Origin of the sequence: Microcoleus sp. Pol11C2 (assembly GCF_036701505.1) — a bacterium.
In the GTDB taxonomy this organism is placed as follows: Bacteria; Cyanobacteriota; Cyanobacteriia; order Cyanobacteriales; family Microcoleaceae; genus Microcoleus.
The window spans coordinates 1-19,895 of record NZ_JAUBQX010000019.1; the positions used below are offsets into that span (position 1 = coordinate 1).

General features: G+C 48.2%; 16 protein-coding genes and 1 pseudogene. 9 read left to right on the forward strand and 8 right to left on the reverse strand.

The window, feature by feature from the left end:
- The first annotated feature begins 98 nt into the window (after positions 1–98).
- The gene (locus tag QUA42_RS13240; protein ID WP_333137669.1) at positions 99–260 is read left to right on the forward strand and encodes a hypothetical protein; all 162 of its coding nucleotides are present in this window, start codon (positions 99–101) and stop codon (positions 258–260) included.
- Positions 261–472: 212 nt separating this feature from the next.
- On the opposite strand, the gene QUA42_RS13245 is transcribed toward QUA42_RS13240, so the two are convergent.
- Both QUA42_RS13245 and QUA42_RS13250 read right to left on the reverse strand, forming a co-directional pair.
- Entirely contained in the window at positions 473–835 is a 363-nt protein-coding gene (locus QUA42_RS13245) for a polysaccharide deacetylase family protein (RefSeq protein WP_333137670.1), read from the reverse strand.
- Between the two features lie 189 nt (positions 836–1,024).
- Entirely contained in the window at positions 1,025–2,440 is a 1,416-nt protein-coding gene (locus QUA42_RS13250) for a transposase (protein WP_333137671.1), read from the reverse strand.
- A gap of 66 nt (positions 2,441–2,506) precedes the next feature.
- Between QUA42_RS13250 and tnpA the strand changes: the two genes are divergently transcribed.
- Both tnpA and QUA42_RS13260 read left to right on the forward strand, forming a co-directional pair.
- Complete coding sequence (gene tnpA / locus QUA42_RS13255; RefSeq protein WP_333137672.1) at positions 2,507–2,911, forward strand: IS200/IS605 family transposase; 405 nt, start codon at positions 2,507–2,509, stop codon at positions 2,909–2,911.
- A 380-nt stretch (positions 2,912–3,291) separates the two neighbouring features.
- On the forward strand, positions 3,292–3,627 hold the full coding sequence (locus QUA42_RS13260; protein WP_333137673.1) for a hypothetical protein: 336 nt from the start codon (positions 3,292–3,294) through the stop codon (positions 3,625–3,627).
- Between the two features lie 124 nt (positions 3,628–3,751).
- Here QUA42_RS13260 and QUA42_RS13265 read toward each other — a convergent pair whose 3' ends face one another.
- The 5 genes from QUA42_RS13265 to QUA42_RS13285 form a co-directional block, all read right to left on the reverse strand.
- A complete protein-coding gene (locus QUA42_RS13265; RefSeq protein ID WP_333137674.1) occupies positions 3,752–4,945 on the reverse strand; it encodes a response regulator in 1,194 nt (397 codons plus the stop codon).
- A 267-nt stretch (positions 4,946–5,212) separates the two neighbouring features.
- Complete coding sequence (locus tag QUA42_RS13270) at positions 5,213–5,401, reverse strand: hypothetical protein (RefSeq protein ID WP_333137675.1); 189 nt, start codon at positions 5,399–5,401, stop codon at positions 5,213–5,215.
- Positions 5,402–5,584 carry an NfeD family protein gene (locus QUA42_RS13275; RefSeq protein ID WP_333137676.1) on the reverse strand — a complete coding sequence of 61 codons (183 nt, stop codon included), beginning with the start codon at positions 5,582–5,584 and terminating at the stop codon, positions 5,402–5,404.
- 79 nt (positions 5,585–5,663) lie between these two features.
- On the reverse strand, positions 5,664–5,852 hold the full coding sequence (locus QUA42_RS13280; RefSeq protein ID WP_333137677.1) for an NfeD family protein: 189 nt from the start codon (positions 5,850–5,852) through the stop codon (positions 5,664–5,666).
- A 29-nt stretch (positions 5,853–5,881) separates the two neighbouring features.
- On the reverse strand, positions 5,882–6,088 hold the full coding sequence (locus QUA42_RS13285) for an NfeD family protein (RefSeq protein ID WP_333036967.1): 207 nt from the start codon (positions 6,086–6,088) through the stop codon (positions 5,882–5,884).
- Positions 6,089–6,302: 214 nt separating this feature from the next.
- Here QUA42_RS13285 and QUA42_RS13290 point away from each other — a divergent pair, with 214 nt between their 5' ends.
- From QUA42_RS13290 to rodA, 3 genes are all read left to right on the forward strand, one after another.
- Positions 6,303–8,714 (forward strand): tetratricopeptide repeat protein, encoded by a 2,412-nt coding sequence (locus QUA42_RS13290; protein WP_333137678.1) that lies wholly within the window; start codon positions 6,303–6,305, stop codon positions 8,712–8,714.
- A gap of 61 nt (positions 8,715–8,775) precedes the next feature.
- Positions 8,776–9,123 (forward strand): VOC family protein, encoded by a 348-nt coding sequence (locus QUA42_RS13295; RefSeq protein WP_190661613.1) that lies wholly within the window; start codon positions 8,776–8,778, stop codon positions 9,121–9,123.
- Positions 9,124–9,439: 316 nt separating this feature from the next.
- Positions 9,440–10,699 carry a rod shape-determining protein RodA gene (rodA, locus tag QUA42_RS13300; RefSeq protein WP_333036969.1) on the forward strand — a complete coding sequence of 420 codons (1,260 nt, stop codon included), beginning with the start codon at positions 9,440–9,442 and terminating at the stop codon, positions 10,697–10,699.
- Positions 10,700–11,197: 498 nt separating this feature from the next.
- Here rodA and QUA42_RS13305 read toward each other — a convergent pair whose 3' ends face one another.
- Positions 11,198–12,559 carry a proton extrusion protein PcxA gene (locus QUA42_RS13305; RefSeq protein WP_333137679.1) on the reverse strand — a complete coding sequence of 454 codons (1,362 nt, stop codon included), beginning with the start codon at positions 12,557–12,559 and terminating at the stop codon, positions 11,198–11,200.
- 52 nt (positions 12,560–12,611) lie between these two features.
- Here QUA42_RS13305 and QUA42_RS13310 point away from each other — a divergent pair, with 52 nt between their 5' ends.
- The 3 genes and pseudogenes from QUA42_RS13310 to QUA42_RS13320 form a co-directional block, all read left to right on the forward strand.
- Positions 12,612–14,822, forward strand: coding sequence for a recombinase family protein (locus QUA42_RS13310; protein WP_333137680.1), 2,211 nt, complete (start codon positions 12,612–12,614; stop codon positions 14,820–14,822).
- A gap of 376 nt (positions 14,823–15,198) precedes the next feature.
- Complete coding sequence (locus tag QUA42_RS13315) at positions 15,199–18,489, forward strand: Ig-like domain-containing protein (RefSeq protein WP_333137681.1); 3,291 nt, start codon at positions 15,199–15,201, stop codon at positions 18,487–18,489.
- A gap of 34 nt (positions 18,490–18,523) precedes the next feature.
- Positions 18,524–19,895: pseudogene (locus tag QUA42_RS13320) on the forward strand (calcium-binding protein); the annotation flags it as partial.

A 19,895-nucleotide genomic window follows, 5' to 3' on the forward strand; every position in this document is an offset into this window, starting at 1 on the left:
ATTTCAACTCCTACTTAGATTCACATACCTCATAATACAGGATTTATGATTTACAAACCATTTGCGATCGCTATAGTTATTACGAAGGGCGAGTCGATTTGGGTTTAATCTTGTGGCAGTTGCTTTCCTCCGAGAAATGTCTGAGCGTTTTTACTAGAGATGCTTGGACTGCTGCTGACTTAAACCGACCGGGTTTAAAAAAAGCTCAGTTTGTCGGCAATTCTGTCATGGACAACCTCAATTCTACGGGCAAAGATTAGCAATTAATATCCGCAGTTCGGACGATCGCCCTTCTCCCCGGTTCTCGCCTCCCGGAAACCACCTACAACCTCGTTTTGCTCCTGGAACTGGTTAAAAAAATTGCTACTCACTCTGCTTTACAGGTGCAGTTTTGGGCAACTTTAGTTCCGACTTTGATGCTGAATTAGATTTTCTTGCAGCCAGAGCAGCATGGCAAATGCGATTTGTGAGATTAGGAATGGTTTGCCAACTCATCTCCCCTCGCGACAATCATTTTCACGATTTCTGGATGTTTCTCAATATTGCGACCGATTTCAAAAAGAGTTGCTTTAACTTGATAGCGGTCTAAGATATCTAAAAGCTGATTTGTATAGGGAGGATAGGGCCCGTGGTCGTAGGTGAGGGCAACAACTTTCACTTCAGTATCGGCGCGGTTGATGCCGAAATAATTGTGAATTTTAGTAACTTTAATCCACAGCGATACTGCGGAAAATAACGCTATTGTGAAAAGCCAAAACTTTTGTAAATTTTTACCGAGTCGCATAGCTGCACGCACTCGATCGAGAATGAAAGTGGATTGTTTCCAGATTACCACAATTGGGGAGCTGAATCCTTAAGCTATTTTATCATTAATTATTGTCCGTTCCGAAATTTTTCAGTTTTGGCGATCGCACAGTAGCTACACGCTTCAAGTGCCTGTACACTTGTACGCTACATATAGCGTAAGTAAGTCCAGAGCAAAAAAGCAATATTGACACTCCCCTGGCTGAAGCCGAGGGGATTCTTAAGACATTTCGGTCTTAATATCCTTGTTGCCAAGGTTCCCAAACTCACCACGTTTGCTCTTCGAGCGTGGTGATATTTTGTGGGCGTTTAGGTGGCTAGCACCAAGTTTCGCGGAGTCCCCACGTACTATTTCCAAAGCTCGCTCTCTGATGGTTTTTGCTGCGCCAATGTCTGCGTGTTCGTGATACCCACATTCAACACAGATGAATTTTTCACCATCTCTGTTGGATTTGTCGATATGCCCGCAACTTCTGCATTTTTGACTGGAGTATTGGGGATTAACTTTGATTACAACCTTTCCTTGCTTTGCAGCTAAATACTCGATCTTTAGAATCAAATCACCCCAACTCGCATCAGAGATGGCGCGGTTTAGTCCTTTCTTTCTTGATTGCCCATTTTTAAGAAACCTCCCGGTTTTCTCATCTGTTTTCACTTGGCAGCGGCGCATCATTCCAGAAATATTCAAATCTTCTAAGGCAATTGCGTCTATATTGCGAGACACAATTTTGTTGGCAACTTTCCATTGATGCGCTTGGCGCTGGTCACTAATCTTTTGATGGAAACGCCCTACTTGTTTGATTGCCTTTTGGTGTTTTTTGCTTCCCTTAACTTTGCGGCTAACCCGTCTCTGTCTGATTTTTAAAGTTCGCCTAGCCTTTTTAGTGGTAGAAAACTTAGGGTTTTCAATTTGATACCCGTCAGACAAATGAACCAGTTTGGTAATCCCCAAGTCGCATCCAATCACCTTTGTCACTTGTTCGAGAGGTCTGGCTGTGTATTCAGGAACTGATTTATCTTCTATCCTGAGAGAAATATGCCAACCATCTTGGCGTTTTCTAGCAGTACAAGCCTTAATAGTAAACCCGTTTGGAATTGGACGCGAGTTATAAAATCGCATCCAACCCAATTTAGGGAGGTAGATTTTGTTCCCTTGTATTTTTACACCCATTACGCAAGTGAAAGATGTAAAATTACTTCGATTTTTGAATTTAGGAAAACCTCTACCTGCAAAGAAATTGTTGTAAGCAGTGTCTAAACGTTTAACATTCTGCTGTAGAACTGTTGAGTCTATTTCGCTGTACCAAGGTCTAGCCTTTTTTAATTCGGGCAATGCCGTGATCTGAATGTCCCCTGCACTTCGACGGGGATTTTTAGTGTTACCATCCTTGTCAGACTTAGAATCTTTCCACGGGTTCCCAGTTGCACCGCTCTTACTAACAAAGCAAGTTAGCGGTGAAGCTTCACCGCGAGTTTTAATGTCGCAATAATCTCCCTGGATGAATTGTTGGTTATAGTGAACGATTCTATCGTTCAAGCACCAATTGTAATGGCTCCTGAGCATATCTACCCAAGCTGACATTTTTGAGGTTTGCGTTTGATTTGGACGCAGCTTGTAAACGTAGTTGGTTAACAATTGTGTTTTAGCCTTGTCTTTAGCTTGTGTTTACAATACAGTGCCTATATACACAAGTCAAGGAATATGGCTAAATTTTCTCCCGATGAGTACAGGCATGAGGGCAACGCCGTCTCTCTGCTGAACTATCACTTCGTTTTTATCCCCAAAAGACGAAAAAAAGTGTTGACCGATTTAATTGCTGAGCGACTACAAGAAATTATCTGCGATGTCTGTAATGAAAACCGCTGGCGTATTATCGCGATGGAAATTATGCCAGATCATGTTCATTTGCTGATTAATGCTAAGCCAGTAGATGACCCAGCTACAATCATTAGGAAGATCAAGGGACGAGCATCTCATCATTTAAGGAAGGAGTTTCCCGAACTTCTTAAGTTACCTACCTTGTGGACGCCTAGTTATTTTGTTTCGACTGCGGGGAATATTTGCACGGAAACCGTTAAGCGTTACATTGAAGCACAAAGAGAGTAGGCAGGATAAATCCTGCAACGCCCTTTCATCCCCGGACTAAAGTCACGGGGTTTTCAGGGTATTTCTTATAAAACATGGGGAGTTCTAGGGGGGGGTAAGGCAAGGATTTATATTCGGAGCGACTTTACTGCTGCTCTCACCCGCTCCTGCCCATGTTATATTTATTTGTATACTTAAGTTTTTTAGGCAGCAATAATTACCCACATAATTTCACTGCCAGATATCACAATACTCAATCCAATCTACGAAAGTGCGAATTCCCCCGTATACCGACCTATCCCAAGAGAATCCCAGCCTCAAAAGTCCTAATATTCTAGAAGGGACATTGGCTTATATGTCTCCAGAACAAACAGGCAGGATGAATCGCTTACTAGACTTTTGTGCGAAAACCGTTCCACACAGAAGCCATCTTTGACATCATGGCTAAACATTGGGGAGTCCTTTATATTTATCAGGAGCAAGAGCTACCCTCTCCCCCTTCTAATGTGCCTGGAAAACTGTTAAATTTCACTGGTTTATTAGCAGCGATGTCAAAAGAAGGGATAGTAAAATTATATGCAGCAGCTATTGACGCTGAGTGGGAATTAGTTTTTCAACTCCTGGAGGAGATTCCTGAATCTCACGCTTTCGAGCTTCAAACTCTCAGAAATTGGGTGACGAAGTTTCAGTTTGAGAATATTCTCGATTTAACTGAACCCTTGGTTGGTGAATATTGATATTTTTAGGAATTACACAGGGGTAGTCAGAAACCGGCTTTTTTTTAGGATAATACTTGGTTACAGCCCGTAGATTCGGTAAAAAACCCGGTTTCTGGATCAGATTGCGTAAGCGCCGTTTATCCTATTTGATAACACGCCGTTGGTTCTGTTCGATCATTGACTTTAATGCCGACTGTTTTAAGTCGGTAAGATCGCGAATGGTAATTGAGCAACCGTCTCCCAATCTCACAGCAGTGAAATAATAGCATTTGCCGTAATTACTTTCTAGATGAACCTCTCCTTCAAGCGATTCTCCAGTCTCAACAACTTCTACTAACAAATCAAACAATCCTGGACTCAATTGATGAAGCAGTTTTTTCAGAACGGGTTCGCCCGCGAGTTCTGTTCGTTTTTTTCCTAAGAGTCTGGCAAAGACAGGGTTAACTATCAAGCAGCGAAAATCTTCAATTTCTCCAGCGATATCCCCCCTCATCGCCTGCACGGCAGCTATTCCATCCAGAGATGAGTTTAGCAAGTTTGCCAACAGGGTGCGAGATTGGTAGGCAATTTCTGCGGTTTGCTGGTGTCGCTCGATTGCTTCTTTAAGCTGGCGTTTTTGGTGCTGGATCGTGACCTGAGTTTCGAGGCGAACTAGCACTTCTTCCAACTGAAAAGGTTTAGAGATGTAGTCAGCTCCCCCTACCTTAAAAGCTTTGACTTTATCCAGAACTTGATCGAGCGCGCTTAAGAAAATAATCGGAATTTCTGAGGTTTTTTCATCCGATTTTAGGGCTTCGCAGACTTGATAGCCGTCCATGTCTGGCATTTTAATATCCAGCAATATAGCATCGGGGGGATAATGACGAACCGTCCTCAAGGCCATCGTACCATTAATGACGCCGCGAACTTTGTACCCCTCGTTAGTGAGAATTCTTGTTAGAAAACGCAGATTCTCTTGGATGTCATCAACAATTAAAATGTTGCCTTTGTAAGTTTCTAATTCATTGATGTCACTTTCTCCTACCGAAGCCATCGTCATAGGTTCGCCTGGGACTTTGGCATCGACGATCGCACTTGTGGTGTTTTGCTTCTGTAGCAGAGAGCGGAAGTTATTTTTAGTAACTTTTTCTCCCATTACGTCTGAAATCCGCTGCCACAGGATGGCCGCTAAATCTTTGATATGTCCTATGCTCAGGTATAAGCTGTCAGCAAGTACACTATAAGTTGCGTTTTCCCAAGCAGCTTTTAAGATTTCTTTTTCCAGCAAACTTAACGTTTTACTGGTCTTGGACTCTAAGGCTGCTTCGATAAATTCTAGGGCTTCTTGAAAAGTCATGTACAAATCCATCTCATCGGGTAAGGTTTTTCCAGTGTTACACCCTAATTTTGAGTTATGCACCGTACTAACTCGGTGGATAAATTTCTAAGAGCTATTATGACAGACTTATTGACAATTACGCTCCGGGGCGATCGCCCCCGCTCCTGATTCCACCTTGTCGAGATATGCAAAAGCGGCTCGCGGCAGCCTAATTCTTTTTGAGAGCGATCGCCTTAAACCCTTTTCAGCACAAGGCTTTTAAGTTGCGTGTCACCCCCTGAACGCCTACAAAAAAACCGCCGACAAAACTGTCAGCGGTGAGTTGTGGTTGAGGTCAAACTCTAGAATCTGGAAATTAACAGAGGCGAGAAGTACGATCGCGCGCTTGAAGAGAAATGTATCGAGATAGAAACGCGATCGCAAATTTATTTGTTCTACCCTCCGATAACTCCCCACCTCCAGATTGTTTTCCAACTACGTTTCAACTATCAGAGTAATGTTGTCAAGGCTCACGACGCGAACAACTTCACCGGGTTGCAAAGTTATTTCTCGAACGCACTTGGCAGGCCACCAACTGCTTTGAAATCGCACACTGCCGGACTGATTTGGTTTAATTTCTTCTTCAACGATCGCTCTTTCCCAATGGCTGACAGTCATGATTACTTTCTCCTGCTTCTAGGTTGGCCTGAAGGTTGGGAGGCTATAAACCTATAGCTCGACTCCCTAAGCCATTGATTTATAACGACGCTTCAACTATCAAAGTAATATTGTCAATTCCGACTACGCGAACCACCTCACCAGGTTCAAAAGTCAGGTCTCGATCGCACTTCGCCGGCCACCAACTGTTTTGGAAACGAACGCGACCGCACTCATTAGGGCGAATTTCTTCATCGACGATCGCTTTTTCGGAATTGTCAAAATTCATGATTGCTTACTCCCGATTGTAGATTTGCCTTAACTTTCAGAATTGATCGCAAACGACGCTGCAACGATTAAAGTAATATTTTCAATTCCCACGACGCGAACCACCTCACCGGGTTCAAAAGTCATGTCTCGATCGCACTTTGCCGGCCACCAACTGTTTTGGAAACGAACGCGGCCGCATTCTTGAGGGCGAATTTGTTCATCTACGATCGCTGTTTCAACATCGTTAATAGACATAGCTGCTTAGTCCTGAATATAAACTCGACTCGATCTGTGTGTAAGTTAGAAGCTTGTCTGTCAACTTCCCCTCCACACTCAACAGTATCCCCGGCCAACCTCGGCCGTGTCAGTCGGTAAAAGTCTATATAAGTCCACTGTTTGAGGGTGTAAGCGAGTCGGAAAAAGTCTGTTAAAGTTGTCTCAGATGGGTAACGCTAAACCTGGTGAATAAATGGAAGCCGATCGTGCACTGGATTTTACTAATTCGTTACTTGTGGCTCGAAACCTGAAAACTCTTGACAACCTTGACAGCGCGATCTTTCGCGAAGCTTGGCAAGGAGTGCAAGGCAGGACGTACCAACAGGTAGCAGATAGTGAAGGATATGGAGTAGGAACTGTTAAAGATGCCGCCTCTAATTTGTGGAAGCGGCTTTCAGCGCTGTTTGGAGAAGGCGAAAAAGTCAAAAGAGACAATCTTCAGGCCGTTGTAGAGCGATTTTGGCGCAGCTATTCAAAAGTAGAAACCCAGTCGGGACAAATTGTGACGGCCCAAGTGCCTCAGATCCCTGATTCGGAGTTGGAGATCGAAAACCCCAACTTTTTGGGCAGGGAAGCGGCAATCGCCGATCTCAATACTCTTGTCGCCCAAGGAGCTAAAGTGATTGTCATCCAAAGTGCCGGCGGTATCGGCAAAACGACTTTGGCCAGAGAGTATCTCAAATCTCAAGGGTTCGATCGGGTAATTGAGCTGTTGATGGCAAAAGAGACAGAGAATATCACCGCCTTGGAAAGTGCGATCGAAGAATGGCTCAAGCAAGACTTTCAGGAAGAACCAGGGCCAGACTTTGGCGTCACCCTGGGGCGGCTGAAGCGGCAGCTTCAGACTCACAAAGTCGGCGTATTGATTGACAATTTGGAAGCCGCACTCGACGGACAAGGTAAGTTTATTGAACCGCACCGGCTTTACGTGGAACTGTTGCGAGTTTTGGCTGACGCAGCGGTGCAGTCGGTAACGCTGATTACCAGTCGCGATCGACTTTGCGATTCAGATGTCACCGTCGAACACTACTTGCTTCCGGGATTAGAGGTGGAAGTTTGGCGGCAGTTTTTTAGCTGCCGCAACATCAATATAGATGATGTCGCCCTCAAGGAAATGCACAAAGTTTACGGCGGCAATGCCAAAGCAATGGGCATTATTTGCGGCACCATCCGGGAAGATTTTGACGGAGATATGGCAGCCTACTGGCTGGAAAACAGCGACGATCCCCTCGTTGAAACAGACTTAAAAAATTTAGTTACCAGTCAGTTTAACCGCCTGCAAGAACTAGATTCGGAAGCCTATCAACTCCTCTGTCGCTTGGGGTGTTACCGCTATCAAGACGTGCCGACAGTCCCGACTGATGGACTTTTGTGTTTGCTGTGGGACGTGCCCGAAGCCGGACGCCGACAAATCATTAAATCGCTGTTGCACCGATCGCTAGTCGAGTCTCAGAAGGGAGAATACTGGGTGCATCCAGCAATTCGGGAAGAAGCGGTCGATCGGCTCTCGCCCGGAGACTGGGAAACTGCAAACCGCAAAGCAGCCGAGTTCTGGACAGAGAGTGTTGAAAATATTGAAACGGTAGAAGATGCCCTGAAAGCTTTTGAAGCTTACTATCATTATGTGGCAATTAGCTGTTTCGAGCAGGCCGCGAGCGTTATCCTCAAAAAAATCAATATCCAGTTTGCCAAAGATTACAACCTCGGTAGAGCACTCTACAAAGTAGGTTTCTTGCAGCCCCTACTTTCAGCAACAACTCGCATCGTCAACAATGTGACTTCTGATTATTATTTGAGCGGCTTATACAGTATTTTAGGCATTTGTTACCGCATCTTAGGCGAAATAAATTCAGCCATAGAATGCCACCAAATATCAGAAATAAAAGCCACTAAATCTTTGCAAATTATAGCGAAAAGCGGCGAACCGGAAAACGGCAAACAAGCTAATCTGGAATTCTGGAAAGTTAACGCTGCAATTAATATAGGTTTTTGTCAAATAGAAATGGGCGAATTAGAATCAGCTATGGAGATATTCGTCAAGCTGAAAAATTCGCGGGACGAAATCGGGATTAACAGCTATTCGATCAATGTCGGGTTAGCTTTCCTCAACTCCTGTGTCGGAGCCAAAAAAGAGGCGGAGGATCTCGCCGAAAAACTTTATGCCGATCGGGAAGACAGTCAATTGGTGGGTACGGGATACAAGTTAGTTTTTCTCGCGGCTACCTATCAAAACCTGGGAGAGACAGAGAAAGCTTTGAGCTTGTACCGCCAAGCGATCGCCCAAGCCGATCAAAACCAGTACAGCACCATCAAAGCCAAAGCTCTCAGCGCTATAGCAGCGCTGTACCGAGAACGGGGAGAATTTGACCAAGCCCTGCAGCACCATGCCGAAGCAATAGAAATACTCGATCGAGCCACCGCTAAATTAGACCGAGCCGAAGCTTGTTACCAACTAGCACTAACAGAACAAAAACTTGGTAACATCGAGAAAAGTCAAGAAAATTTTGACCGCGCCCTTCAACTGTTCAGCGAAATGGACGCTAGCAAACAAGTAGAAAAAGTACAGTTAGCCGCGACAAAAAAAACAGAAAAAATACCTAATTAATCGAGCAACAAATCAGAAAATAGATACAATAAATGAAAGAACAACCATAAACTTTGTAGATATGAAACTAAAACGATTGGGACACGTAGCCGTCTGCGTGCAAGACATAGAGAAGTCTGCTGAATTCTACCGTAACTTGGGCATGGAGTTAGTCTGGAAAGATGCAGACTGGGCTTATTTGAAAGCAGGAGAGGACGGATTGGCGCTGTTGAGTCCGAGTTACGACCAAGCAGGGCCTCATTTTGGGTTTGTATTTGACGATCGTACCGAAATGGAATCCGCCTACGAACAACTCAAAGCTGATGGTGTGTCCGTCACCCACATCCACGAACATCGCGACGGTACAGCATCCTTCTACGGCAGAGATCCAGATGGGAACGGCTTCGAGTACCTTTACGAACCGGCCTGACTATTTTCGGACTTGCGGATCGCGACGATCAGGCTATTGTGCGATCGGGAACCGCCCCCTGTCACCTCAAACCTTGATTTGTCGTTCCACATCCTGGTAAGGTACCCATCGGCGCACCCTACATGGAGATTTTTGGGCACGGAACCCCTAGCCCGTTGCTGACGGCCCGGAACCTCGCTGCAACTCCCCGAATAATGTGAGGTACTCACACCGACGCTTCTACACTAAGGTGCAGGCTGTGAATCCGAAATATATCCACAAGTTCCGAAAATCAGCTCGATAATCTAAAATCTAAAATCTAAAATCTAAAATCCTCATGTTGCAGAGAATACAAGTCAGAAACCGCTGGAAATTCATCTTCAAACCCTGGGAAGAAGCAGACCCTTGGCTATTTGCCGCTTGCATCGGCCTCACCATCTTCGGGGGCATCATGATCCGCAGCGTCGAAATCAACCAGGGGCTGATCGACTGGTGGCGGCACTGGGTAACTGGGGCAGTCGGTTTGTTCCTCGCCATCATCATTTCCCGCTGCCGTTACCAAACACTGCTTGAGTGGAAATGGCCGATTTACATATTAATCAATTTGTCCCTGATCGCAGTGCGCTTTATCGGTACTACAGGGCTCGGTGCCCAGCGGTGGATCAACATCGGCGGCTTCTACCTGCAACCGTCAGAATTTGCCAAAGTAGGCATGATTGTCACTTTAGCAGCTCTCCTGCACGACAAGACTGTTCCCACGGTGGGTAATATGTTGAGGATGCTGGCGATTATGGCTGTACCCTGGGGATTGATCTTTGCCGAACCAAATTTAGGTACTTCTTTGGTATTCGGCGCGATCACAATGGGGATGTTTTACTGGGGTAATGTCAATCCCGGCTGGCTAATATTGCTATTCTCTCCTCTCATCTCAGTTCTCTTCAATAACCTGTCTACACCGATTTGGATAGCCTGGGTAGTTGTTGCAGGTATTATCGCTTGGCGAACCCTGCCTTGGCCGTGGTTGGGGACTTTCGGTGCTGTGTTGGTGAACGTTGTTTCTGGACACCTCGGACATATTTTTTGGAATGTACTCAAGGATTATCAAAAAATGCGCCTGACAGGGTTTTTAAACCCCGAGAAAGACCCTTTAGGCAGCGGATATCACTTGATTCAATCTCGGATTGCTATTGGGGCCGGGGAACTCAAAGGCAGGGGTTTATTTCACGGAACGCAAACTCAGCTTAACTTTATTCCCGAACAGCATACAGACTTTATCTTTTCAGCTATTGGCGAAGAATTGGGGTTTATTGGCTGCATTTGCGTGCTGTTGGTGTTCTGGATAATTTGTTTCCGGTTGGTGACGATCGCTCAAACTGCTAACGATAATTTTGGTTCTTTGCTGGCGATCGGCGTACTCTCAATGTTGATTTTTCAGGTGTTCGTAAATATTGGGATGAACATTGGCTTGGCTCCGGTTACGGGCATTCCCCTGCCTTTCCTGAGTTACGGGAATGCGTCGCTGCTGAGTAATTTTCTCGGCCTGGGGCTGGTGGAGGCGGTGGCAAGCCAGCGACAGCGCAAGAAGCGTTGGAATTAGGTCATTGGTCATTGGTAATGAGTTTTGGGAATGCGATCGCGCTTTTGATTTCTTTCGAGAGATTCTGCGGGCGATCGCATTTTTTTATATCTGCCAAGGCGCATCTAAATTTTACGCTTCCTGAGCGGAGGCTTTATGACTGTCAAGTTTGATAAAATTCTTGTGGGGTGCCCACGAGAACCCGCCCCAAAATAAAATTTAGAGTTCCAACAGCTTAAGTAGATCAACTTAATTAAACCACTCCTGAGGCAAACAATAAATGCTTTTATGCGCTATGGGTAAGCCACTCTGTGTGCAGTGGACACCGTACTGAGGAAGTGATCAATGCCTGAAACCCCTTGTTATTATTACATCTTTTTTTCTTCTTCCTTCTTCATGACATCCGTTACATCCGTAGAGCGAATCCGTTGCCGAACTTCCTTCTTCTTCCTTCTTCCTTCTTCCTAACATCCGTTACATGCGTTACCAAATCCCTTGCCGAACTTCCTTTGCCTCTGATTATTCGTTCATATTCTTGTACGTAGCAACAGCCGAAGGCGAACTCCGGTTTAAATAACGGAATATCCAATACTTAAATACCGTATCCAATATCACTGGAAACGTTGCAATGAACAAAAATATGAACTGCCTATTTTCTGGCAGTCCCAAATGCCTCGATACACCTTCAAGAACTACTTCCCAACCATGAGGCGAGTGGAATCCCACAAACACATCTGTAAACAAAATAATTACGAAAGCTTTCGCACTGTCACTGAGCCCGTAAATCACATCGTCCATGAAAGACTTTAAAATCTCAATCTCTTTCTTGTTAGTGACGATAATCGCGGCAAAGGCAATCAAGGAAATCAAATCTGCAAAAATATTTTTAATAGCTCCACCACTTTCAGATCGGTATTCCTCCGCTAGTTCAACTGCTTTCTCGGCAATCTTCTTTTCCGTTTCCTCTAAAGAAAGCGACGGAGCAGTGCCTATTAACCTTTCAAATTTGAGGTGCTGCTCAAATCTCTCCAGTTCTTGAAATGCTTCTTCTTCCAGGTTAATGTTTATGAAAATAGGAGCATTTTCTTGGCCTCTAAAATGGTCAACCACCGGACCGACTAAAAAGTTTTTGGAGATTTGATTGGTCAACAGCGGAACTAAAATCAAAAGCAAAATAAATCTGAGAGAAATAATTGTTTTTACTTTGGAATTGCGAAAATTCTTAACTACTTCTTTTTCTGCTCCAGGGTCTAAATCTTTAGTGATGCGATTCAAAGTTCCCAAAAGCGAGCGCGGTAATAAATTCACTTCTTCATAGTTAGTGTCAACCTCACCATCGTGAATTTTAACAGAATTAGCTGAACCTTTATTTTGGTCAAGTGGAGAGCTGTTATTTGTAGATTTAGCCTGCACATTTACTGAACTGACAACCGGAACAATTGCCGTCGCTCTACTATTATTAATATACTTGTCGATGACTCCATCAATAAACTCTAGCTTCTCAAATATAAGGGATGCTCTATCTTTATTGTTGAGATGTAATCCATGCTGGTGATAATCAGCGCTGTGCCCCGTTTTCGGTTTGGCCCCAACTCGCTCCGGCAGTTCCAAAAAAGAACGGCTAGCATTAAACTCAACCATTCGGGTTTGGATGACCTTGAGGTATTTTTGCAGTTCGGATTTAAAGTAAGACAGGGTGCTTTGTCCGTAATCTCCCGATCGATCAGAGATTCCTTGACCGCCAAAATGCTCGTCTTCGATCGCCTTAATTGCTAACGCAGCATCGTAGGCCTGTTCTAGAGCCCTCTCAGGGGTTTCTCGATACCATTGGTGAAGGCTGTAGAGATATTTTACAATCCTGTTCCACGGAGAAGTATTCATAGCTAAAGCTGGTTAGTTGGCTGTAGACATTAGTGATTAAAGTATTCACGGTATGGTAACAAATTTACATAAACTGAGAACGGCCAGCGAGGATTCAATTTGGATTGTCGGATCTGCCCGCAGTGGCAAAACCAGTCGTTTAGTCGAGCAGTTCTGCATTTGGAGCAAAACTGTCAAGCCCTTGCCCACAAAAGTTTCAGGGCGATCGAGTTCTGGGCGGCGGCGGGCCGGACAAACTGCCCCAGCAATTTTAGTCTTAGCAGCTAACGGAGACAACCGGCTAGAATTGGCCGATCGCATCGCCGTCACTACCGAAGGAAAATATACCTTTCACTCCACAACGCCCTTCGGTTTTTTTGAGCAGGAGGTATTGCTATTTTGGCCTCTGCTAGTTCAGTCGCTGAATTTGAGAGCTCAATTTCCCCTGCGACTGCAACCAGAAACAGAACTGGAACTTGCCGCGAGACTCTGGCGTCGCGAACTAGACGAAGGCATTTTGCAACAAACAGGGGTAAGTCCAAACCGAATGGTGCGTCGAACACTAGACTTATTACAACTTGCTGCTGTCAGCGGTACGCCCAGAGAAGAGATTCCCAGCATTCTGGAACAGGGATTTGCTATCTCAGGCGGCTCGACCAACCTGTGGATTAGCATGGGAGAGTTGCTGGAAAGGTGGCGGGAATGGTGCTTGACGCGGGGGCTCCTGACTTACGGGATTGTTTGCGAACTCTACTGGCGCTATTTGTTGCCGGATAGCAGTTACCAGCAGCATTTGGCCTCTAGATACCAAGCTGTGATCGCAGACGATGTTGACGATTATCCGGCGATAAGTCGCCATTTGTTCGATCAAATGCTCGACCAAGGTGCAGCAGGGGCGTTCTCCTACAATTCAGATGGAGGAGTGCGTTTGGGCTTGGGGGCTGACACGGAATACCTAGCCCGACTCGAAGACCGCTGTCAAAGCGTGGAAAATTTGGACGCCAAAGCCGGTTTAGCCCCAGAGATTGGAGATTTAGCGGTAAGTTTAGCAGTTAATACTGAGGGTTTTTATCCTTTAGGCTTGAGTTTGCCCGGATCGGTTCGATCGCTCCAAACCACTTCCCGGGCTCAACTGCTGCGAGAAACCGCCGAAATCATCGTGGATGCGGTGAAGTCACAAGCCGTGGAACCGCAGGAAATCGCCGTAATTGCCCCTGGGATGGATGCGATCGCTCGTTACAGTTTAACGGAAATTCTCGCGCGAGATGGTATCGCCGCCGTATCTCTCAACGATCAGCGCCCCCTCTCGACTACCCCAGAGATTAGAGCTTTACTCACTTTGTTAGCCTTAGTTTATCCAGGCCTCGGCCGTTTAGTTGATCGAGACGGCGCAGCCGAAATGCTGGTAGTGTTGGGCAGCCAGAAACACCGTTCATTGGAAACAGAAGATTCCAACTCGACGTTCAATCTACAATCTCAAATCCACAATCAAAAATCGATCGACCAAGTGAGAGCAGGTTTAATCGCCGATCACTGTTTTTGCCCAGATATCGATCGACCTCAATTGCTGCAAATTACAGCTTTTCCCCGGTGGGACAGACTGGGACACCGAGCAGCCAGGGCCTACGAGCACATTGTCGAGTGGATCGAACAACAGCGGTCGCAACAGCAGGAGCGGCTGTTGCCGAGTCCAATTGCCCTACTCGATCGAGCCATCCAGAAATTTCTCATGAACGACAGATACCTGCCCTACGATCGGCTAGCAGCCCTGCGCGAGTTAATGGAAACCGCCACCCACTACTGGGAAATCAACGGGCGAATGCAGCGCGTAGAACCAACAAACGGCGGCGACTCAGAAACCATCGCCCGGTTCATCCAATTGTTGCGCCAAGGAACTGTCACCGCCAACCCCTTTCCAGTGCGTCCAGAAGGCCCAGCAGCCAGAGCCGTCACCCTCGCCAACATCTTCCAGTACCGCAGCAGCCGCCGCGCCCACAAATGGCACTTTTGGCTGGATGCCGGCTCGCCCCTTTGGCTGAGCGGCGGTGCGGCAACATTGTTTGGGGCTCCCTTATTTTTGCGATCGCAACAGGGGCGTCCCTGGGAAACCGAAGAGGAAACGGCGGCCGACCAACAGCGACTGCGGCGAATTCTGCTAGATTTGTTAAGTCGCTGTTCCCTGCTTTACCTTTGCCACAGCGAACTATCCGTCAGTGGACAAGAACAAACCGGGCCGCTTCTGCCCCTAATTAACAGCTCTGTTTCTTGTCAGCAGTCAGCATAAGGCATTCGGTTCTGCAGGCAAGAGGCACATCTGTATTCAGCATTCGACATTCGGAAAGAAAAAATTATGAGGGCATTTTTATTTTTTCTGCTTTTGGATAAATACACCAGGCTGACACGAAGCCAGACTTCTAGGCTGGATCAAAATGCGACGATATTAAAGTATACCCAAGATAGGCAGCAAAACGTGCAATCATTAATATTTTGAGATCAAAAGATGCCCGGCGTAAAAAATATCTATAGCCGTTGCATTTTTGATTTAGTATGTTAGAAATGATCGGGATTATTAATCAATTTTAAGCCAGATTTGTGGCAACAAACTGATACTAATCAGTTCTTAAAGTTAATCGGGATCGTCGTTTAAAGGAGCCAAAATAATGCCAAGTGCAGTGCCAGTAGTAATTATACCAGAACCAACACCAACACCAGAACCAACACCAGAGACGCCAACACCAGAGACGCCAACACCAACACCAGAACCTCCAACACCAACACCAGAACCTCCAACACCAACACCCTCCGGGGACGACACATTTGGTGGCATAGACGACACATTGGGCGGAGGCCAAGGTACCTCGCCCGGAATCATCGGCGGCGTAGTCCGCGGCGGAGAAACCAACGACTCTTTAGTTGGCAGTCCCGGGCCCGACGTGATTTCCGGGCTGCAAGGCAACGACAACCTGCAAGGAGGCGACGGCGACGATTTAGTATTCGGGGCAGATGATGACGACGTGCTGTTCGGCGCACCCGGCAACGACGTTCTCGACGGCGGTTTAGGACTCGATACGCTGTACGGAGGCAAAGGCAACGACTGCCTCGACGGGGCAAATAACCCCGACCTCCTGTATGGCAATGACGGCAACGACACGGTAATCGGAGGCGAAGGCAGAGACACGGCTTACGGCGGCAAAGGCAGTGACAGCTTGCGGGGAGGCTCTGGCGACGATAGCTTTTTGGGTGATAGAGGCGACGACATCGTGTGGGGCGACCAAGGTAACGACTCGCTCTTCGGCGGCGACGGCGAAGACTTGCTATTTGGCAACGAAGGAGGCGACTGGCTCTACGGAAACGCCGGCGGGGACACATTTTTTTCCGGCGACGGCGACGACATAGTATTCGGCGGTGACGGCGACGACATCGTGGACGCCGGTGCTGGCAACGACGTTATTTGGGGCGAAACAGGCAAAGACGTAGTGGCAGGAGGCGAAGGCAGAGATGTCTTCGTCATCGGTGCATTCAGTTCCCCCAGCGGCAGCAGCAGCGACGGCACTAACCCGGCATTTCTCACCACAGGCGGCCCAGATCTCGCCGATGCCGACATTTTCACAGACTTTCGCCAAGGCGAAGATTTAATCGGGTTAAGTGGCGACCTCAAGTTTGAAGATTTGGTAATCTTCCAAAGCACTGAGACCAAAGCTGGCAGTACAATTATTCGCAACGGCGTCAGCGGCGACTTTTTAGCAGTATTGCCCGGAGTAGACAGCAGAACCCTAGGGCGAAGCTCATTTGTAATTGCACCCACAGTTCCCGGCAGCGCAACTCCGCTTCCCCTGCCGACGCCGACAACCAGTCCGACACCGACAACCAGTCCGACACCGACAACCAGTCCGACGCCGACAACCAGTCCGACGCCGACAACCAGTCCGACGCCGACAACCAGTCCGACGCCGACAACCAGTCCGACCCCAGACGAGCCGGTGCCGACGTTCCCGACACCGACGTTCCCGACGCCGACAGGAAGTCCGACGCCGACAGGAAGTCCGACGCCGACAGGAAGTCCGACGCCCATCTTTAACCAACCTCCCAGAGCAGTTAACGATAACTTCACCACGGTTGCGGGTCAAGAACTCAGTTTCAACGTTCTGTTGAACGACACTGACCAGGAACAAAGCGCTCTGACTGTCACGACTTTTGCTCCAGCAAGCAAAGGGAGCCTGGTTCCCGTGGGCGGCGGCGTATTCAAATACACCCCGAATCCCGGCTTCTCGGGAACTGACAGCTTCAGCTACTCGATCTCAGACGGCAGCGGCGGCACAAGTAAGGCGGTAGTAAGCATCAACATCAGTAGCCCCCCGCAGCTAATAATTAACGACGGTGTGGTGGTTGCCAAAAGTAATCCTACCCAGACAATCACTGCCGCCGATTTGTTAGTCACAGATCCCGACAACAGCCCCTTGGAAATCGTTTACACGATTACTAAAGCCCCCGATGCTACCAGAGGTTTTGTCCAAAGGGGTAGCACCTTTCTCAACGTGGGCGGCAAATTCACCCAAGACGATATCAACAACAACATCGTCAAATACAACTTGCTGGCAGCAGGTGGCAGCGACACTTTCACGTTTACAGCCTCCGACGGGTCTGCAACTATCGGGCCGGCATCCTTCAGCATCACGGTGGTAGATAATATTGTCGATCGCAGCGCACTCCCGGCCAGCAGCTTTACAGGCAGCAACCTCAGCGACTTCATCCTCGGCGGGGCCGGCGACGATACCCTCGCTGGGGGCGACGGCAACGACATCATCGATGGCAGTGTCGGCAACGACCTCGAATTCGGTGAAGCAGGCAACGACTCGCTGGTGGGTGCGATCGGCAACGACACGGTTGACGGCGGACTGGGCAACGACACCGTTGACGGCGAAGACGGCATAGACTCGCTGATCGGCGGACTGGGCAACGACCTGATGTTCGGCGGCAATGACAATGACAACCTCTTGGGCGGTGACAACAACGACACCATTGAGGGCGGAACAGGTAATGACTCGATGTTGGGAGAATCCGGCGACGACTCGATACTTGGTGGCGCTGGGATCGACACCTTACTTGGTGGCATTGGCGACGACTCCCTCGATGGCGGTGCAGGCGACGACATCCTCGACGGTGGACTGGGCAGAAACTTGGTCGACGGCGGTATCAATAACGATTCCATCTCCGGCGGCGACAATGATGAAACGATGTTGGGTGGAGAAGGCAACGACACGGGACTCGGAGGTTCGGGCAATGACTACGTGTTGGGCGAGGCCGGCAGTGACTCCCTCGACGGCCAAGCGGGCGACGACACTCTCGACGGCGGTGCCGGCAGCGACTGTCTCAGCGGCGCCTTCGGCAATGACTTGGTATTGGGCGGCGATGACAACGACTCGCTTTCCGGCGGTGCAGGCAATGACATTGTGGGCGGTGGCAACGGTTCTGACTTGCTCACGGGCGATGTTGGCAATGATTTCTTCTACTACGAAACTCCCAGCGAAGGCGTGGACGTGATTGCTGACTTTAACGCTAACGGCAGCGAGACCGACAGATTTTTGTTCAGGTCGTCAAATTTCGCAGGTTTAACCAACTCAGGAACTACTCTCGATTTCACCAGTTTTATCGTCAGGAATATCGGGTCTAGCGGCGACGACATCAGCAAGCAATCAGTCATTTTGTTTGAATCTAAATTTGATAACGCTCAAGCAATAAATGCAGTGTTGAAGAATCAAAACGGTTCTAGCAAAGCGGGAGCTTTCTTCGTGTACCTGAACAATACTTTTAACAAGTACGTTCTAGGCTTTGACCCGAATGTGGCAGATGACAGTCTCCCAGCTTTCGATTTGGGAGTGTTGAATTCTATTCCTACAGTGCCGGGAGCGCTCAGCACCGTCATTACTGCATCTGACTTTAAGTTTATTTAGTAGTTTTTGAGTAGCGTCGCAAGGAGGCGGAACAATGCCAGATGCAGTACCACTAATTTTTCTCGAAGGGCGGCTACCCGATGAGAACGAGGATAGTTTGGATAGCGGCACGGTGCCGCAGCCTACGCCGTCGTCCGGCACGGAGCCGATGATGACGGGCACGGAGCCGATGATGACCGGGACGCAGCCGATGATGACCGGGACGCAGCCGACGATGACCGGGACGCAGCCGATGATGACCGGGACGCAGCCGATGATGACCGGGACGCAGCCGGACATTTCGGTCACGCCTGTGCCGCGGCCACCTGTGACAGTTCCCACGCCTCCCCCAGAGCCACTTTTTGTCGATGGCTTAGTTGTCGCAAATGACGGCAGTAACTATTTAATCGGCAGCTTGTTCAATGACACGATTTCCGGGCGTGCCGGCGACGACACGCTTCTGAGTCGGGACGGGGACGATATAGTCAGGGGCGAAGACGGTAACGATTCTCTCAACGGTGGCGCTGGTAAAGATCTCGTTGAGGGCGGGCGTGGCAATGACACGGCGCGGGGTGGCAAAGGCGATGACTTGGTTTCTGGCGACCAAGGCGATGACGTAGCTTTTGGCGACCAGGGCAACGATGTTGTCTTGGGTTCTGAAGGCAACGACACGCTGTACGGCGGTAAAGGCAATGACTGTCTGCGCGGTGGTGGGGAGGACGACCTGATTCTTGGCGACAAGGGCAGTGACACTGTTTTTGGCGACACGGGTAACGACTGCCTCATAGGCGCTGGGGGCAATGATATTTTGTTGGGCGCCGAGGGCGGGGATGTTATCACCGGGGGTGTTGGTAACGATACTGGTGATGGCGGCGAGGGTGATGACCTGATCTTCGGGGGCGACGGCAATGATTCTTTGTCTGGAGATGCTGGGGATGATATTCTTTCTGGCGATCGCGGATTGGATACTCTGACAGGAGGCGAGGGATCGGATATCTTTGTTCTCGGTAGGGTGGGCACGTCGCCTGGTAGCAACGGGTTCCTCACTACTGGGGGCCGTGAAATCGGCGATGCTGATGTAATTAGAGATTTTAATCCGGGAGATTCGATAGGTCTGGCTGGAGGTCTGAACTTTACAGAGTTAGAAATTTTCCAGGGCCAAGGCTCGAATTCTAGCAACACGATTATTAGGGACAGGCGAACAGGGGAATTTTTGGCGGTGTTGATTGATGTTCGATCGAACTCGCTAGATGAATCTCGGTTCACTACAGCTCAAATACCGCGCGTAAACGACAATCCCTTCACCATTGAGGGGACAAGTCCGAATCCGGCAGCATCACCGGGGACAAGTCCGGCAGCATCACCGGGGACAAGTCCGGCAGCATCACCGGGGACAAGTCCGGCAGCATCACCGGGGACAAGTCCGG

Bases quoted from the DNA above. Each gene is read 5' to 3' on its own strand.
- tnpA (WP_333137672.1), top strand. From the start codon at position 2,507: ATGGCTAAATTTTCTCCCGATGAGTACAGGCATGAGGGCAACGCCGTC.
- QUA42_RS13265 (WP_333137674.1), bottom strand. From the start codon at position 4,945: ATGACTTTTCAAGAAGCCCTAGAATTTATCGAAGCAGCCTTAGAGTCC.
- QUA42_RS13275 (WP_333137676.1), bottom strand. From the start codon at position 5,584: ATGACTGTCAGCCATTGGGAAAGAGCGATCGTTGAAGAAGAAATTAAA.
- QUA42_RS13280 (WP_333137677.1), bottom strand. From the start codon at position 5,852: ATGAATTTTGACAATTCCGAAAAAGCGATCGTCGATGAAGAAATTCGC.
- QUA42_RS13285 (WP_333036967.1), bottom strand. From the start codon at position 6,088: ATGTCTATTAACGATGTTGAAACAGCGATCGTAGATGAACAAATTCGC.
- QUA42_RS13290 (WP_333137678.1), top strand. From the start codon at position 6,303: ATGGAAGCCGATCGTGCACTGGATTTTACTAATTCGTTACTTGTGGCT.
- QUA42_RS13295 (WP_190661613.1), top strand. From the start codon at position 8,776: ATGAAACTAAAACGATTGGGACACGTAGCCGTCTGCGTGCAAGACATA.
- rodA (WP_333036969.1), top strand. From the start codon at position 9,440: ATGTTGCAGAGAATACAAGTCAGAAACCGCTGGAAATTCATCTTCAAA.
- QUA42_RS13305 (WP_333137679.1), bottom strand. From the start codon at position 12,559: ATGAATACTTCTCCGTGGAACAGGATTGTAAAATATCTCTACAGCCTT.
- QUA42_RS13310 (WP_333137680.1), top strand. From the start codon at position 12,612: ATGGTAACAAATTTACATAAACTGAGAACGGCCAGCGAGGATTCAATT.
- QUA42_RS13315 (WP_333137681.1), top strand. From the start codon at position 15,199: ATGCCAAGTGCAGTGCCAGTAGTAATTATACCAGAACCAACACCAACA.